Raw genomic sequence first — 15,113 nt, 5'->3', positions numbered from 1 at the left:
GCCCTAGTTCTGCGCGCCGCCGGTCTGGGCTTCCAGCCAAACACGGGCCTGATCAATCAATGAGACATAGGATTTCAGAACCGGATCGGCCTGCGGAACCGTTTCGCTGATCAGACTGGCATTGCCATAGATCAACAGCAGAATGACCCCGATAACGACGATCAGGGTAAAACCGCGCAGAAACCCACCGGATTTGCGGGCGGGCACAGCGGCCTCGGTGTCGCCCGATGTCAGATCACTGCGCAGGCCCGAATTGATCGCTTCGACATCCGGCAACGCGTCTTTCTGACCAGCATCCGAGGCGGTCTCGGTCGCTGTGGGGCGTTTGGGTTTAACTTTGCTCTCTTCCGGCTGATCCAGTGCCAGATCGGGCTGGCTTTCCAGATTGGTCCCTTCACGTTCGCGCAGCCCCGCCTCGCGTGCGGCTTCCTCCTTGAGGATATTTGCAACAGCCGGATCGACATTGCCTGTCGCGGCTTCGTCCGGTGCGGCCTCGGGCGTTGTCTCGGCAGTCTCAGACGTGACCGCTTCTTCCGCCTCATCAGCGGTGTCCTCGACCGATGGTTCAGGCGCTGGCTGCTGGGCAGCAGCTGCCGGGTTTTTGGGCTGGAACCAGGTCTGTTCGCAGTTTGAACATTGAACGTCGCGTCCACCGTCCGGGATCACATCATCCGGAACCTCATACTGGGCACTGCAATTCGGACACGTTAAACGCATTCTGACTCCTGACCTGCCAAGTGGGCCTGTTAATAGTTTTTTCAAGGATGATATTCCGTTAAGACCCAACAGCAAAGCGCGTTTTCGTCATCACGGGCCAAGTGTCGCCAATTGGCCCCGCCGAGGCATTGAAACCGCCGCTGCGCTCGGGCAAGAGGTGAGCAGAACAATGGGGGCAGGCGTGATCGAGCTGGAAAACATCAGCTACAGCTATGGCGGCGGTGAATTGCTCAGCGATGTGTCGCTGCAATTGCAGCCGGGGTCGTTCCATTTCCTGACCGGTCCGTCCGGGGCGGGCAAGACCACATTGCTCAAACTCTGCTACGGCACATTGTTGCCGACGTCCGGGCGGCTCAGCGCCTTTGGTCAGGATATCGCGCGGCTGGACCGCGATCAGATGGCATTGCTGCGGCGACGGATTGGCGTGGTGCATCAGGATTGCAACTTTCTGGATCACATGACCGTGGCCGAAAACGTCGCCCTGCCTTTGATGGTGTCGGGCCGTGCCGAAGCCGGCGAACAGGACGATCTGACCGAGCTTCTGGGCTGGGTTGGGCTGGGTTCGCGGCTTGAGGCGCTGCCGCCCGAGCTTTCGGGGGGTGAGCGTCAGCGCGCCGCACTGGCCCGCGCCGTGATCCTGTCGCCCGATGTGGTTCTGGCGGACGAGCCCACCGGCAATGTCGACTGGGAGATGTCGCAACGCCTGCTGCGCCTGCTTGTCGAGCTGAACCGGATGGGCAAGACCGTACTGATCGCCACCCATGACCTCAGCCTGATCCGCGCTGCCAAAAGTCAGGTTCAGGCGCGGGTCCTGCGGATCTCGCAACGTCGGCTGCAGCTTGCGGGAGCGGATCTATGAGCCAGGGGGACATCCGCAACCTTCTGCGCCGCGATGCGCGCGCCGACCGGGTGGTGCCGCCCACCGGGTTCACGGCGCAACTGACGCTGTTTGTCGCGGGCGCGATGGCATTTCTGGCAGTGTTCGCGCTGGCCTTGTCGCTGGCCTCGGGTCGTCTGGCGGATCGCTGGGCCTCGGAACTGGCAGGCGCGGCGACGCTGCGGATCAACGCGCCCGCCGATCAACGCGCGGCGCAGACCGAGGCCGCGCTGACCGTGTTACAGCAAACTCCGGGCGTCGCATCGGCGCGGGCATTGACCAGTGAGGAACAAGCCGCGCTGCTGTCGCCTTGGTTTGGCCCCGATCTGCCGCTGGATACGCTGCCCGTGCCGCAACTGATCGAGATCATCGAAGGCCCGCCGGGTCTGGACGCCGGCGGGCTGCGCCTGCGGCTTGGGGCCGAAGTGCCGGGCGCGGTGCTGGATGACCACACCCGCTGGCGCGAGCCGCTGGTGGATGCGGCGATGTCGCTGCGGCGTCTGGGCTGGATCTCGATCCTGCTCATCGGTGGGGCAACCGCCGCCATGATCACCTTGGCGGCCAACGCCTCGCTGGCCGCCAACGCCCAAATTATCGAGGTTCTTCGTCTGGTCGGTGCACGCGACCGTTTCATTGCCGGGGCCTTTGTGCGACGGTTTACCTTCCGTGCACTATTCGGAGCTGTGGTTGGTACCTTGCTGGGCATGGCGGGTGTTCTGCTGCTGCCCGAAGCCTCGGATACAGGTGGGTTTCTGACCGGTCTCGGGTTTCAGGGCATCGGCTGGCTGCTGCCTGCCCTGATCCCCGTTCTGGGCGCAGCAGTTGCCTTTCTGGCCACTTGGTCCGCAGCACGGCGCAAGTTGAAGGAGCTTTCGTAATGTTCATGGCCTTCCAATGGGTCCGCTCGCTGATCTTCATGATCACGATCTACGCCTGGATGCTGATCCTCGGGATTGTATTTGCACCTTATGCCCTGTTCACCAAACGCGGCGCGTTGCAGGCATGTAAAACCTATGCCCGCAGCACCATGTGGCTGGCACGCTGGATGGTGGGCATCCGCTGCGAAGTGCGCGGGACTGTTCCTGAGACCGAGGTGGTCGTGGGTGCCAAACACCAGTCCTTTCTGGATATCATCATCATTTTCGCGGCTGTTCCTTATGGCAAGTTCATCATGAAACGCGAATTGCTGTTTACCCCGGTGATCGGAATGTATGCGCGCCGTCTAGGCTGTATCCCGGTCAATCGCGGCAAGCGTGGGGCTGCGGTGGCCAAAATGGTGAAAGATGTCGCCAAGGAATTCAGCGAACCCGGCCAGTTGGTCATCTATCCGCAGGGCACCCGCGTCGCCCCGGGGGTGCATAAGCCCTATAAAGTTGGCACTGCGGTTCTTTATGAAGGCTTGGGATTTCCCTGTGTTCCGGTTGCCACGAATGCGGGCGTTTTCTGGCCCAGAACGGGCATCCTGCGCAAACCCGGCACCGCGATTGTCGATTTCCTCGACCCGATCGAGCCGGGAGTGGCCCGGGATGCGTTCCTGGAACGGCTGGAAAATGTTATCGAGACACGGTCGAACGCGTTGATGCGGGAAGTGGGGTTTGATCCAGATGGAGTTCATTGACGATATCATCACGCTCGAAGGGCTCTATGACACACCCGGAGCACCTTCCTTGCGCAAAGTCGCCGGGCGCCTGACGCCGCTCTATCGCAAATGGATCATGACCTCGCGGCTTTGTATCCTCAGCACCGTCGGCCCCGAGGGCGTCGATGGCAGCCCGCGCGGAGATGATGGCCCCGCGGTGCTGGAACTGGACCCCGGCACACTGGCCATGCCGGACTGGCGTGGCAACAACCGGTTGGACAGCTTACGAAACATCGTGCGCGATCCGCGCGTGGCGCTGCTGTTCATGGTTCCCGGATCAAACAACGTGGTGCGTGTGAATGGATCGGCACGTGTGACAGCCGATGACACGCTGCGTGCCCGGTTCGAGAAAAACGGGAAACACCCTGCAACGGTTATCGTGATCGAGATCACCGAAATCTACACCCAATGCGCCCGCGCCCTGATGCGGGCCAGAACCTGGACATCTGGTGACCAAAGCGCTGACCTGCCAAGCGCCGGAGAGATTCTGGCCGAGATGACCCAAGGCGAAGAGGGTGGCACGCGCTATGATCAGGAATGGGGTGCCCGCGCGGCCCGCACAATGTGGTAGCCGCGCGGCGTCCTCAATTAGCCGATCACATCACCGATCAGAAGTGTGGGCTGCACATTGGTAAAGTTGGGCAAATCTCCCATGACCGGACCACTCGCGGCCATAGCGGCATCCATCGCATCCTGAGTTGGAAAGACAATGCTGGCGATGGCATAGAAACCCGGTGGTGTGTCCGGTCCACCTGCAACCCCTTTTGTCACCAGTGTCCTGTCAATAAACGCGCCGAGATGTTCACCGACAATCTTCAAATGCGTGTCGACATAGTAGTCATAGTCAAAATGGGTATCATCCGTGATCGGGTACATGACCTGAAGGGTAACCGGCATCTTCTTGCTTCCTCTTTCTACGAAATCTGAAATTGTTTTGGATAGAAACGGCTGCTCATCATAGCGAAAGGCGACCATTTGGTCGCCTTCCATTTGTTCAGATATGGCAGAGCGTCAGCTGTGAATCGGGCCGTCGCCACAGGCCAGCGCCGCCTCGCGCACGGCCTCGGAATAGGTTGGGTGCGCGTGGCAGGTCAGGGCCAGATCTTCGGCTGAGGCGCCGAATTCCATCGCCACACAAACCTCGTGGATCAGGTCGCCCGCAGCCGGGCCGATGATATGAGCGCCCAGAATGCGGTCGGTTTCCTTGTCGGCGAGGATCTTCACAAACCCGTCGGCGGCAAAATTCGCCTTGGCGCGACCGTTGCCCATGAACATGAACTTGCCGACCTTGTAGGCGCGGCCCTGTTCTTTCAGCGTCGCCTCGGTTTCGCCCACGTTGGCGACCTCGGGCCAGGTGTAGATCACACCCGGGATGACGCCATAGTTCACATGGCCATGCTTGCCGGCAACCTGCTCGGCGGCGGCCATACCCTCATCTTCCGCCTTGTGGGCCAGCATCGGCCCTTCGGTGACGTCGCCGATGGCATAGATGCCCGGCACGTTGGTCTGCCAGTCGCTGCCGACCTTGATCTGGCCCCGCGGTGTCATTTCGACCCCCAGCGCGTCCAGCCCCAGACCATCCGAGTACGGTTTGCGCCCGGTGGCCACCAGCACTGTGTCGGCGTCGATCACATGCTCGCTGTCATCTTTCAGCAGTTTGTACGTAACCTTGGCCTTGGTTTTGGTGGCCTCGGTCTTTTGCACCGCGGCGCCCATGACAAAGGTCAGGCCCTGCTTCTTCAGAATACGCTGGAAGGTTTTCTGCACCTCGGGGTCCATGCCCGGCGTGATTTCCTTGAGGAATTCGATCACCGTCACCTCGGCCCCCAGGCGGCTATAGACCGAGCCCAGTTCCAGCCCGATCACGCCGGCACCGATAACCACCATCTTCTTCGGGATTTTGCCCAGAGACAGCGCCCCGGTCGAGGTTACGACGACCTTCTCATCCACGTCGACACCGGGCAGCGACGACGGCTCGGAACCCGATGCGATGATGATGTTCTTGGCCTCGTGTACCTCATCGCCCACCTTGACCTGACCGGCGGCAGGGATCGAGCCCCAACCTTTCAGCCAGTCGATCTTGTTCTTCTTGAACAGAAACTCGATGCCCTTGGTGTTGCCTTCAATCACTTCGTCCTTGTAGGCCTGCATCTGTTTCCAATCGACCGACGGAGATTTGCCCTTCAGGCCCATCTTGGCAAAGTTATGCTCGGCCTCGTGCAACTGGTGGCTGGCATGCAGCAGCGCCTTTGACGGTATGCAACCCACGTTCAGGCAGGTGCCGCCCAGCGTCTCGCGCCCTTCGACCACGGCGGTCTTCAGACCCAGTTGGGCGCAACGGATCGCGCAGACATAGCCGCCGGGTCCGGCGCCGATTACGATGACGTCATAATTTGCCATTATATTCTCCTAAATCGACCGGTTGATCCGGCAGGTCCCCGACCCGATGTGGCGGGTCAGGAATATGTTTTGTCAAACGGGTTCCAGCAGTTTGATCGTGATATGCGCGATCCCGCCCCGTTCGTGATGCATCGCCAGTTCTTCTGACCCGAAGAAGGCTTTGGCCTTGTCCAGGTTTGTGACCTCGAACATGGCGATCGCATGGTCCTTCTGATCGGGATCACGCCAGACATGCAGGTCACGGATACCCGCGGCCTTACGCATCGGCTTGTCCTCGCGGAACACCTTCAGCCAGGCGTCGAAATCGGCCACATCGGCCTGCCAGAGTACATGTGTTGCCATGATTACAGATCCATCAACAGGCGGCGTGGATCTTCCAGCGCCTCTTTCACGCGTACCAGGAACGTCACGGCACCTTTGCCGTCAACGATCCGGTGGTCATAGGACAGGGCCAGATACATCATCGGGCGGATCTTGATCTCACCATTGATGACCATCGGGCGGTCCTGAATCTTGTGCATCCCCAGAATGCCCGATTGCGGCGGGTTCAGGATCGGCGAAGACATCAGCGAGCCGTAGACCCCGCCGTTCGAGATGGTGAAAGTGCCACCCTGCATTTCAGCCATCGAAAGCTTGCCGTCACGGGCGCGTTTTCCCTTCTCGGCAATGGCTTTTTCGATCGCTGCGAAGGACATCGAATCCGCGTCGCGGATCACCGGAACCACCAGACCCTGCGGCGTACCGGCGGCCACGCCCATATGCACGAAGTTCTTGTAGACGATGTCGGTACCGTCAATCTCGGCGTTGACCTCGGGCACCTCTTTCAGTGCGTGACAGCAGGCCTTGGTGAAAAAGGACATAAAGCCCAGACGCACGCCATGCTTCTTCTCGAACTGGTCCTTGTACTGGTTGCGCAGGGCCATCACCTCGGTCATGTCCACCTCGTTATAGGTGGTCAGGATCGCGGCGGTGTTCTGGGCGTCCTTCAGGCGCTTGGCGATGGTCTGGCGCAGGCGGGTCATGCGCACGCGTTCCTCGCGCCCGGCATCCTCAGCGGCGACCGGCGCGCGTGGGGTCTGGGCAGCGGGGGCGGGCACAGCCGCCGCAGGCGCTGGGGCCGAAGCCGTTGCAATCGCTTTTGCCACGTCTTCCTTCATAATGCGCCCGTCGCGGCCGGTGCCGGAGACTTGATCGGCGGGCAGACCGGCCTCGGCCATCGCTTTCTCGGCAGACGGTGCATTTGCCACATCCTTACCGGTGCTGGCTGCTGCAGGAGCAGCAGCGGCGGCTGCCGGAGCGGGTGCAGCACCTGCCGCAGCGCCCGAAATAACAGCCAGTTTCGCCGTTGCATCCACGGTAGCCCCTTCCGGAGCTACGATTTCGGCCAGAACGCCCGCTGCAGGGGCCGGAACTTCGACCGAGACCTTGTCGGTTTCCAACTCGCACAGCATCTCGTCCTGCGCGACGCTGTCGCCCACCTGTTTGAACCATGTCGAAACGGTCGCTTCGGTGACGGATTCGCCCAACGTGGGCACCATCACATCGACGCTGCCACCCGAGGCGGCAGGGGCCGCCGCTGCCGGGGCTGCCGCCGGAGCAGGCGCAGCACCTTCGCCAGCCGCAATTGTGGCCAGCAGGGCATCGACACCTACTGTCTCGCCTTCGGCGGCGACAATCTCGCCCATAACGCCAGCGGCGGGCGAGGGCACTTCGACTGTCACCTTGTCGGTCTCCAGTTCACACAGCATTTCATCAACGGCCACGGCATCGCCGGGCTTTTTGAACCATGTTGCAACCGTGGCTTCGGTGACCGATTCGCCAAGCGTGGGAACACGAACTTCAATCGTCATCGTTTACTTTCCTTCAATGCTCAGCGCTTCGTTCACCAGCGCTTCTTGTTGGGCTTTGTGTTGGCTGGCCAGACCCGTCGCGGGCGAGGCCGAAGTTGCGCGACCGGCATAGACCGGACGGGTGTGTTTTGCGCCGATGCGGGTCAGAACCCATTCGATATTCGGTTCGATAAAGGACCAGGCACCCTGGTTTTTGGGCTCTTCCTGACACCAGACCATCTCGGCCCCTTTGAAGCGCTCAAGTTCGTTGATCAGCGAATGCGCCGGGAAGGGGTAATATTGCTCGATCCGCATCAGATAGATGTCGTCGATGCCGCGCGCGTCGCGTTCCTCCAGCAGGTCGAAATAGACCTTGCCCGAACACATGACGACCCGTTTGATCTTGTCATCCGCCACCAGCTTGGTGTCCGAGTTGCCCTTTTGCGCGTCATCCCACAGCACCCGGTGGAAGCTTGACCCGGTGGTGAAATCCTCGGCCGTGCTGACGGCCAGCTTGTGGCGCAGCAGCGACTTGGGGGTCACCAGGATCAGCGGCTTGCGGAAAGTCCGATGCAGCTGACGGCGCAGGATGTGGAAATAGTTCGCAGGCGTCGTGCAGTTCGCCACAATCCAGTTATCCTGACCGCACATCTGCAGGAACCGCTCAAGCCGCGCGGATGAGTGTTCGGGGCCTTGCCCTTCGAACCCGTGCGGCAACAGCGTGACCAGACCGGACATGCGCAGCCATTTGCTTTCGCCCGAGCTGATGAACTGGTCGAACATGATCTGCGCGCCGTTGGCGAAATCGCCAAACTGCGCCTCCCACAGCACCAGCGCGTTAGGCTCGGCCAGAGAGTATCCGTATTCGAAACCCAAGACCGCGTATTCCGACAGCATCGAGTCGATCACGTCGTAATGCGACTGCCCGGCGCGGATGTTGTTCAGCGGATAATACCGTTCTTCGGTCTCTTGGTTGACAAAGCCGGAATGGCGCTGGCTGAACGTCCCGCGTGTGGCGTCCTGTCCGGCCAGACGCACAGGGTAGCCTTCGGTCAGCAATGACCCGAAGGCCAGCGCCTCGCCCGTGGCCCAGTCAAAGCCGGTGCCGGATTCGAACATCTGTTTCTTGGCGTCCAGCAGGCGGCCCACGGTTTTGTGCAGCGCGAAACCGTCTGGTGCTTTGGTCAGGGCCGTTCCGATCTCGGTCAGTGTTTCGGGTGTAATCGCGGTTTCGCCGCGCATGTATTCTTCTTTGTTCTTGTCCAGATGGGACCAGCGCCCATCCAGCCAGTCCGCTTTGTTGGGCTTGTAATCCTTCCCGGCATCGAACTCTTCGTTCAGATGGGCCTGGAAGGCCGCCTTCATATCCTCGATCTCGCCCTCGGGGATCAGGCCGTCCTTGACCAGACGCTCGGTGTACAGCGACAGCGTGGTCTTATGCGTCTTGATCTTCTTGTACATGATCGGGTTGGTGAACATGGGCTCATCACCCTCGTTGTGACCGAACCGGCGATAGCAGAAGATGTCGATGACCACGTCCTTGTGGAACTTCTGGCGGAACTCGGTCGCCACTTTCGCGGCGTGCACCACCGCCTCGGGGTCGTCGCCGTTCACATGGAAAATCGGCGCTTCGACCATCAGCGCGATATCCGTGGGATAAGGGCTGGAGCGGCTGAAATGCGGCGCGGTGGTAAAGCCGATCTGGTTGTTCACCACGATATGCATGGTGCCGCCGGTCTTGTGCCCCTTCAGACCCGAAAGGCCAAAGCCCTCGGCCACTACACCCTGACCGGCAAAGGCCGCATCACCGTGCAGCAGGATGCCCATCACCTTGGTCCGGTCTTCGTCGTTCAGCTGATCCTGCTTGGCGCGGACCTTGCCCAGAACCACCGGGTTCACCGCCTCAAGGTGGCTGGGGTTGGCGGTCAGCGACAGGTGCACGCTGTTGCCATCAAACTCGCGGTCGCTGGAGGCGCCGAGGTGGTATTTCACATCACCCGAACCGTCCACGTCCTCAGGCTTGAAGCTGCCGCCCTGAAACTCGTTGAAGATGGCGCGGTAGGGCTTGCCCATCACGTTGGCCAGAATGTTCAGACGCCCCCGGTGCGGCATCCCGATGACGATATCGCTCAGGCCCAGGGCACCGCCGCGCTTGATGATCTGTTCCATCGCAGGGATCAGCGCCTCGCCACCGTCCAGACCGAACCGCTTGGTGCCCATGTATTTGACATGCAGGAACTTCTCGAAACCCTCGGCCTCGACCATCTTGTTCAGGATCGCCTTGCGGCCTTCCTTGGTAAAGGCGATTTCCTTGCCATAGCCCTCGATCCGTTCCTTCAGCCACGCGGCCTCTTCCGGGTTCGAGATGTGCATGTATTGCAGCGCAAACGTGCCGCAATAGGTCCGCTTCACGATCTCGACGATCTGCCGCATGCTGGCCATCTGCAGGCCCAGCACGTTGTCGATGAAGATCGGTCGATCCATGTCGGCATCGGTGAAGCCGTAGGTCTTGGGGTCCAGCTCGGGATGCGTACTGGCTGCGCGCATTCCCAACGGATCAAGATCAGCGGCCAGATGGCCCCGGATGCGATAGGCCCGGATCAGCATCAGCGCCCGCAGGCTGTCCAACACCGCGCGCTTGATCTGGTCATCGCTGACCTCGACCCCTTTGGCCTCCGCCTTGTCCTTGATCTTCTTGCCCGCCGCCTTGGCGTCAATCTCGGCCCACTCTCCGGTCAGCGCGCCCGTCAGATCGTCCGCCGGCATCGGAGGCCAGTCGCTCCGCGCCCACGAAGGCCCCTCGGCCTCGCGCTGCACATCCGGCGCGTGATCGCCCATGGCCTTGAAAAACTCCACCCAGGCGGCATCAACCGCGCCTGGGTTCTTGGTGTACTGGGCATATAACTGCTCCAGATATTCGGCATTATGCCCCTGCATGAAGCTTGAGGCATGAAAGGCTGAGTTGGGCGAGTGTTCGGTCATGTGACTACCTCATATGGGTTGGGACCGTATTGGTTGGTGCCTGGCTGGCTGGGGCGGGTGAGCCACCACAGAACCAGGAGGGGCGACACAAACAGAACGATAAGTGTCGGAATGACGATCAGCAGTGTGGCGCGGGTGAACAGGATGTCGAGCGTGCCACCATGGAACTGACTGGCAAGGCCGATACCAAAGATCAGAACGGCGAGCGCACCAAGGATCAGCAGGATCGGCAGCAGAGCGTAAAGTCCGCTGCGCCCGGTGTCATGCATCCGCCGCCACGCGACGGCCAGATGCGGGAAAAACACGATCAGGCAGACGATACTCTGTACCGGGCCTGTTGAGGTGGCCGTGACGGACTTGGACGTCTCGGTCTCGGTTACCGCGACCTGAGTGAAGAACTTCAGGTCGATGACCCCGGCGATGATGTTCCAGATCACGATGAACAGGAAAAAGAACCAGTATTCGGGCCGCGAGGCACGGCCCGAGAAGGTGAAGAACTTGGCGAAACAGGTGCGGATGGCGTCGGAGAAGGTCATGGGCATTGCCCACTCTCGGTCACAGGGGGGGTGGTTAAATCAAACAGCAGTTTCGATAAGGCCACTAAGAACACTATAAAGCACAAAGCAGATAACAAAACCGATATGGAAATGCTGGCGTAACCTGCTCCAGCTTTTATGGACACGTATGTGAGCGCGAATACAGATGCAGGAAGTGCAAAGGCCAAAACCAACACTCTATTAAGTGAAGACATTGGGAGGCCTGCATCACGTAGCCTGCATCGCGCAACAACGGCAATAGGGATCGTCATGATTACGGTTGCCGGAATCCAAAGAATTCCCATCAAGCGCCGCTTTTCAGATGTTGCTGCCATGTCGATCACAACTACGTCCGGGCCCACTTGCCTTTCGCTGATAACCAAAGTGTTCTCATAGGTACCAAACAAGCTGCGATCGGCAGAGATCAAAAGCGGGATTGCGGCGCAGTACAGAAGGAATAGCGGCCAAAACAGTTTTCGAGAGACCCGCCCTGACATGGCCGAGCCTCTCGAAATGCTGCTGCACATATGCCGCGCTGCAGTCACGATTTACTTATCCAATCGCTTCCAGCACAGCCTCGCCCAGCTGCGCCGGGCTTTCGGCCACGACGATACCGGCCGAGCGCATGGCTTCGATCTTGTCCTCGGCGCCGCCCTTGCCGCCGGCAACAATCGCGCCCGCGTGGCCCATGCGGCGGCCCGGAGGGGCCGTGCGGCCTGCGATGAATCCGGCAGTCGGCTTTTTGCGGCCCTTCTTGGCCTCATCCGCCAGGAACTGCGCGGCTTCTTCCTCGGCCGAGCCACCGATCTCACCGATCATGATGATCGACTCGGTCTCATCATCGGCCAGGAACCATTCCAGCACGTCGATATGCTCGGTGCCTTTGATCGGGTCGCCGCCGATGCCAACGCAGGTGGACTGGCCCAGACCCACATCGGTGGTCTGCTTGACAGCCTCATAGGTCAGGGTGCCCGAACGCGACACAACGCCGACCGAGCCGCGCTTGTGGATGTGGCCGGGCATGATGCCGATCTTGCAGGCGTCCGGAGTAATCACACCGGGGCAGTTCGGACCGATCAGGCGCGATTTGCTGCCTTCCAGCGCGCGCTTCACCTTCATCATGTCCAGAACCGGGATGCCTTCGGTGATGCAGACGATCACTTCCATCTCGGCATCAATCGCTTCAAGGATCGAGTCCGCTGCAAAGGGCGGCGGAACATAAATCACCGAGGCATTGGCTTCGGTCACGTGCTTGGCCTCGTGGACCGAGTTGAACACGGGCAGGCCCAGATGCTCCATCCCACCTTTGCCGGGCGTCACGCCGCCGACCATCTTGGTGCCATAGGCAATGGCCTGTTCGCTGTGGAATGTGCCCTGCGAGCCGGTGAAGCCCTGACAGATCACTTTGGTATTTTCGTCGATGAGGACTGCCATCTGGCGTTCTCCTTTGTAGGGCGGGCTTCAGCCCGCCAAAATCTTGGGAAAGGTGGGCTGAAGCCCACCCTACGGGATGACACTCAGCCTTTGACGGCCTTCACGATCTTCTCGGCACCGTCTTTCAGGTTGTCCGCCGCGATCACGTCCAGGCCAGAGGTGTTGATGATCTCTTTGCCTTTCTCGACATTGGTGCCTTCCAGACGCACGACCAGCGGAACCTGCAGGCCGACCTCTTTCACCGCGGCGACAACGCCCTCGGCAATCACATCACAGCGCATGATGCCGCCGAAGATATTGACCAAAATGCCTTTGACCTGTGGGTCGGAGGTGATGATCTTGAACGCCTCGGTCACTTTCTCTTTGGTGGCACCGCCACCCACGTCGAGGAAGTTGGCAGGCTCGGCCCCGTACAGCTTGATGATGTCCATCGTCGCCATGGCCAGACCGGCACCGTTGACCATGCAGCCGATCTCACCATCCAGCGCGATATAGTTCAGGTCGTATTTCGACGCTTCCAGTTCTTTGGGGTCTTCCTCGGTCGTGTCGCGCAGTTCTGCGATATCCGGGTGGCGGTAGACCGCGTTGCCGTCAAAGCCGACCTTGGCGTCCAGCACTTTCAGGTCGCCGCTGTCCGAGACGATCAGCGGGTTGATTTCCAGCATCTCCATGTCCTTCTCAACGAAGGCATTATAGAGCTGGTTCATCAGTTTGACGCATTGCTTGACTTGTGCGCCTTGCAGACCCAGCGAGAACGCGATGCGGCGGCCGTGATAAGCCTGATAGCCGGTCGCGGGGTCAACCGAGAATGAGAGGATTTTTTCGGGCGTGGCAGCGGCCACTTCCTCGATATCCATGCCGCCTTCGGTCGAGCACACGAACGAGATGCGGCTGGTCTGGCGATCCACCAGCAGGGCCAGGTACAGTTCGCGCTCGATGCCGGATCCGGCCTCGATATAAATGCGGTTGACCTGCTTGCCTGCGGGGCCGGTCTGATGGGTGACCAGCGTGCGGCCCAGCATCTTCTTGGCTTCCTCGGCGGCTTCTTCCACCGATTTGGTCAGACGGACACCGCCTTTTTCACCCGCGTCGGTCTCTTTGAAGCTGCCCTTGCCACGTCCACCTGCGTGGATCTGAGCCTTGACAACCCAAAGCGGCCCATCCAGTTCACCGGCTGCGGTTTTGGCTTCCTCGGCGCGCAGAACCGCGCGACCGTCGGAGACCGGAGCGCCATAGCTGCGCAAAAGAGCTTTGGCCTGATATTCGTGAATATTCATCGAAACTGTCCCGTCTGACTACGATTACCCCGTTATAGGGGTGTCTAAGGGTCAAGTTTAAAGAGTTTTTTGACCTGTCACGGGAAATTGTCGAAGATTTTCAGTATTTGTGATCACAGGTTTTTGGGGTGTGATCACAAAGCATGCGGCGAGCGTAAGTTTGATTCGATTGTATGGGTTCGTACAAGGAAATCACATTCATAAGTGAGATTTGTAACGTTTGCGCCAACATCCTCGCACCCGTCGCGCGGGACCCAAAAGAAAACCGGCCCGCTCAGGGGCCGGTTTCAAATTCACAAATGCTGACGATCAGGCCAGCGAACTGTCGATCCCTTTGCAGGCCTCGATCAGACCCTTCACGGCGTTGACCGAGTTGTCGAAACCGGCCTGCTCTTCTTCGTTCAGCTTGATGTCGACAACACGCTCGATGCCGCCTGCGCCGATCACGGTGGGCACACCGACATACATGCCGTCAACGCCCAGTTCGCCGTTGCAATAGGCCGCACAGGGCAGAACGCGTTTCTGGTCTTTCAGATAGGCTTCGGCCATTTCGATCGCCGAGGTGGCGGGCGCATAGAAGGCCGAGCCGGTTTTCAGCAGGCCGACAATCTCGGCACCGCCGTCGCGGGTGCGCTGAACGATGGCGTCCAGTTTTTCCTGCGTGGTCCAGCCTATCTCGACCAGATCGGGCAGCGGGATACCGGCAACGGTCGAATACCGCACCGAGGGCACCATCGTGTCACCGTGACCGCCCAGGACGAAAGCCGTGACGTCGCGCATCGAGACGTTGAACTCTTCCGACAGGAAATGCGCGAAACGGCCCGAGTCCAGAACGCCCGCCATGCCACAGACTTTGTTGTGTGGCAGGCCCGAGAATTCACGCAGGGCCCAGACCATCGCGTCCAGTGGGTTGGTGATGCAGATGACGAACGCATCCGGAGCGTTTGCGGCGATGCCTTCACCGACTGATTTCATGACCTTCAGGTTGATGCCCAGCAGGTCGTCGCGGCTCATGCCCGGTTTGCGCGGCACACCAGCGGTGACGATGCAGACGTCGGCACCGGCGATGTCTTCATAGGACTGGGTGCCTTTCAGCTTGGCGTCGAAGCCTTCCGAGGGACCGGATTCGGCGATGTCCAGCGCCTTGCCTTCCGGGGTGCCTTCGGCGATGTCGAACAGCACGACATCCCCAAGTTCTTTCATTGCAGCGAGGTGGGCGAGCGTGCCGCCGATCTGACCTGCGCCGATCAGCGCGATCTTGGGTCTGGCCATTTGGAATATCTCCGATGGGTTTTCAAATCGCGGATGTGCTAGTCGCAAAAACGACGTCGCGCAAGCCTCCTGCGGCGCGGCATGCGACCGCATACCGTTTGCGCCACCCGCACCGATTGCGCTAAACCACCTGTGAGTCATGCCTATTTC

At 60.2% G+C, this 15,113-nt stretch carries 15 protein-coding genes; 4 read left to right on the top strand and 11 right to left on the bottom strand.

The annotated features are described in order from the left end of the window. Nucleotides 1–3: 3 nt before the first annotated feature. Nucleotides 4–717: a zinc-ribbon domain-containing protein gene (locus tag ACR3E4_RS06295; protein WP_480533286.1), complete on the bottom strand. Its 714-nt coding sequence runs from the start codon at nt 715–717 to the stop codon at nt 4–6. 169 nt (nt 718–886) lie between these two features. On the opposite strand from ACR3E4_RS06295, the gene ACR3E4_RS06290 reads away from it, so the two are divergent. The 4 genes from ACR3E4_RS06290 to ACR3E4_RS06275 are packed head-to-tail and all read left to right on the top strand — an operon-like array spanning nt 887 to nt 3,804. Then, entirely contained in the window at nt 887–1,576 is a 690-nt protein-coding gene (locus ACR3E4_RS06290; protein WP_480533770.1) for a cell division ATP-binding protein FtsE, read from the top strand. Then, a complete protein-coding gene (locus ACR3E4_RS06285; protein ID WP_480533284.1) occupies nt 1,573–2,472 on the top strand; it encodes a cell division protein FtsX in 900 nt (299 codons plus the stop codon). The genes ACR3E4_RS06290 and ACR3E4_RS06285 overlap by 4 nt, the downstream gene beginning before the upstream one ends. Then, a complete protein-coding gene (locus ACR3E4_RS06280; protein WP_480533282.1) occupies nt 2,472–3,212 on the top strand; it encodes a lysophospholipid acyltransferase family protein in 741 nt (246 codons plus the stop codon). Before ACR3E4_RS06285 ends, ACR3E4_RS06280 begins: the two co-directional genes overlap by 1 nt. Continuing rightward, entirely contained in the window at nt 3,199–3,804 is a 606-nt protein-coding gene (locus tag ACR3E4_RS06275) for a pyridoxamine 5'-phosphate oxidase family protein (protein ID WP_480533280.1), read from the top strand. The genes ACR3E4_RS06280 and ACR3E4_RS06275 overlap by 14 nt, the downstream gene beginning before the upstream one ends. A 17-nt stretch (nt 3,805–3,821) precedes the next feature. On the opposite strand, the gene ACR3E4_RS06270 is transcribed toward ACR3E4_RS06275, so the two are convergent. From ACR3E4_RS06270 to mdh, 10 genes are all read right to left on the bottom strand, one after another. Continuing rightward, nucleotides 3,822–4,208 carry an EthD family reductase gene (locus tag ACR3E4_RS06270; protein ID WP_480533278.1) on the bottom strand — a complete coding sequence of 129 codons (387 nt, stop codon included), beginning with the start codon at nt 4,206–4,208 and terminating at the stop codon, nt 3,822–3,824. A 36-nt stretch (nt 4,209–4,244) separates the two neighbouring features. Then, complete coding sequence (lpdA, locus tag ACR3E4_RS06265) at nt 4,245–5,633, bottom strand: dihydrolipoyl dehydrogenase (RefSeq protein ID WP_480533276.1); 1,389 nt, start codon at nt 5,631–5,633, stop codon at nt 4,245–4,247. Nucleotides 5,634–5,705: 72 nt separating this feature from the next. Beyond that, a complete protein-coding gene (locus ACR3E4_RS06260; RefSeq protein WP_480533274.1) occupies nt 5,706–5,975 on the bottom strand; it encodes a hypothetical protein in 270 nt (89 codons plus the stop codon). A gap of 2 nt (nt 5,976–5,977) precedes the next feature. Continuing rightward, nucleotides 5,978–7,483 (bottom strand): 2-oxoglutarate dehydrogenase complex dihydrolipoyllysine-residue succinyltransferase, encoded by a 1,506-nt coding sequence (odhB, locus tag ACR3E4_RS06255; RefSeq protein WP_480533272.1) that lies wholly within the window; start codon nt 7,481–7,483, stop codon nt 5,978–5,980. A gap of 3 nt (nt 7,484–7,486) precedes the next feature. Next, entirely contained in the window at nt 7,487–10,444 is a 2,958-nt protein-coding gene (locus ACR3E4_RS06250) for a 2-oxoglutarate dehydrogenase E1 component (protein WP_480533270.1), read from the bottom strand. Further along, nucleotides 10,441–10,980: a DUF805 domain-containing protein gene (locus ACR3E4_RS06245; protein WP_480533768.1), complete on the bottom strand. Its 540-nt coding sequence runs from the start codon at nt 10,978–10,980 to the stop codon at nt 10,441–10,443. Before ACR3E4_RS06245 ends, ACR3E4_RS06250 begins: the two co-directional genes overlap by 4 nt. Next, a complete protein-coding gene (locus ACR3E4_RS06240) occupies nt 10,977–11,363 on the bottom strand; it encodes a hypothetical protein (RefSeq protein WP_480567071.1) in 387 nt (128 codons plus the stop codon). Before ACR3E4_RS06240 ends, ACR3E4_RS06245 begins: the two co-directional genes overlap by 4 nt. 169 nt (nt 11,364–11,532) lie before the next feature. Continuing rightward, nucleotides 11,533–12,414 (bottom strand): succinate--CoA ligase subunit alpha, encoded by an 882-nt coding sequence (sucD, locus tag ACR3E4_RS06235; RefSeq protein ID WP_152456828.1) that lies wholly within the window; start codon nt 12,412–12,414, stop codon nt 11,533–11,535. Nucleotides 12,415–12,497: 83 nt separating this feature from the next. After that, a complete protein-coding gene (gene sucC / locus ACR3E4_RS06230) occupies nt 12,498–13,691 on the bottom strand; it encodes an ADP-forming succinate--CoA ligase subunit beta (protein ID WP_480533266.1) in 1,194 nt (397 codons plus the stop codon). A 309-nt stretch (nt 13,692–14,000) separates the two neighbouring features. Then, entirely contained in the window at nt 14,001–14,963 is a 963-nt protein-coding gene (mdh, locus tag ACR3E4_RS06225) for a malate dehydrogenase (protein WP_480533264.1), read from the bottom strand. Between the last annotated feature and the right edge of the window lie 150 nt (nt 14,964–15,113).

The sequence above is a fragment of the Ruegeria sp. AP11 genome (genome assembly GCF_056535865.1).
The sequence above is the reverse complement of the archived record's forward strand: the minus strand, read 5'-3'. Positions and strand labels throughout refer to the sequence as shown.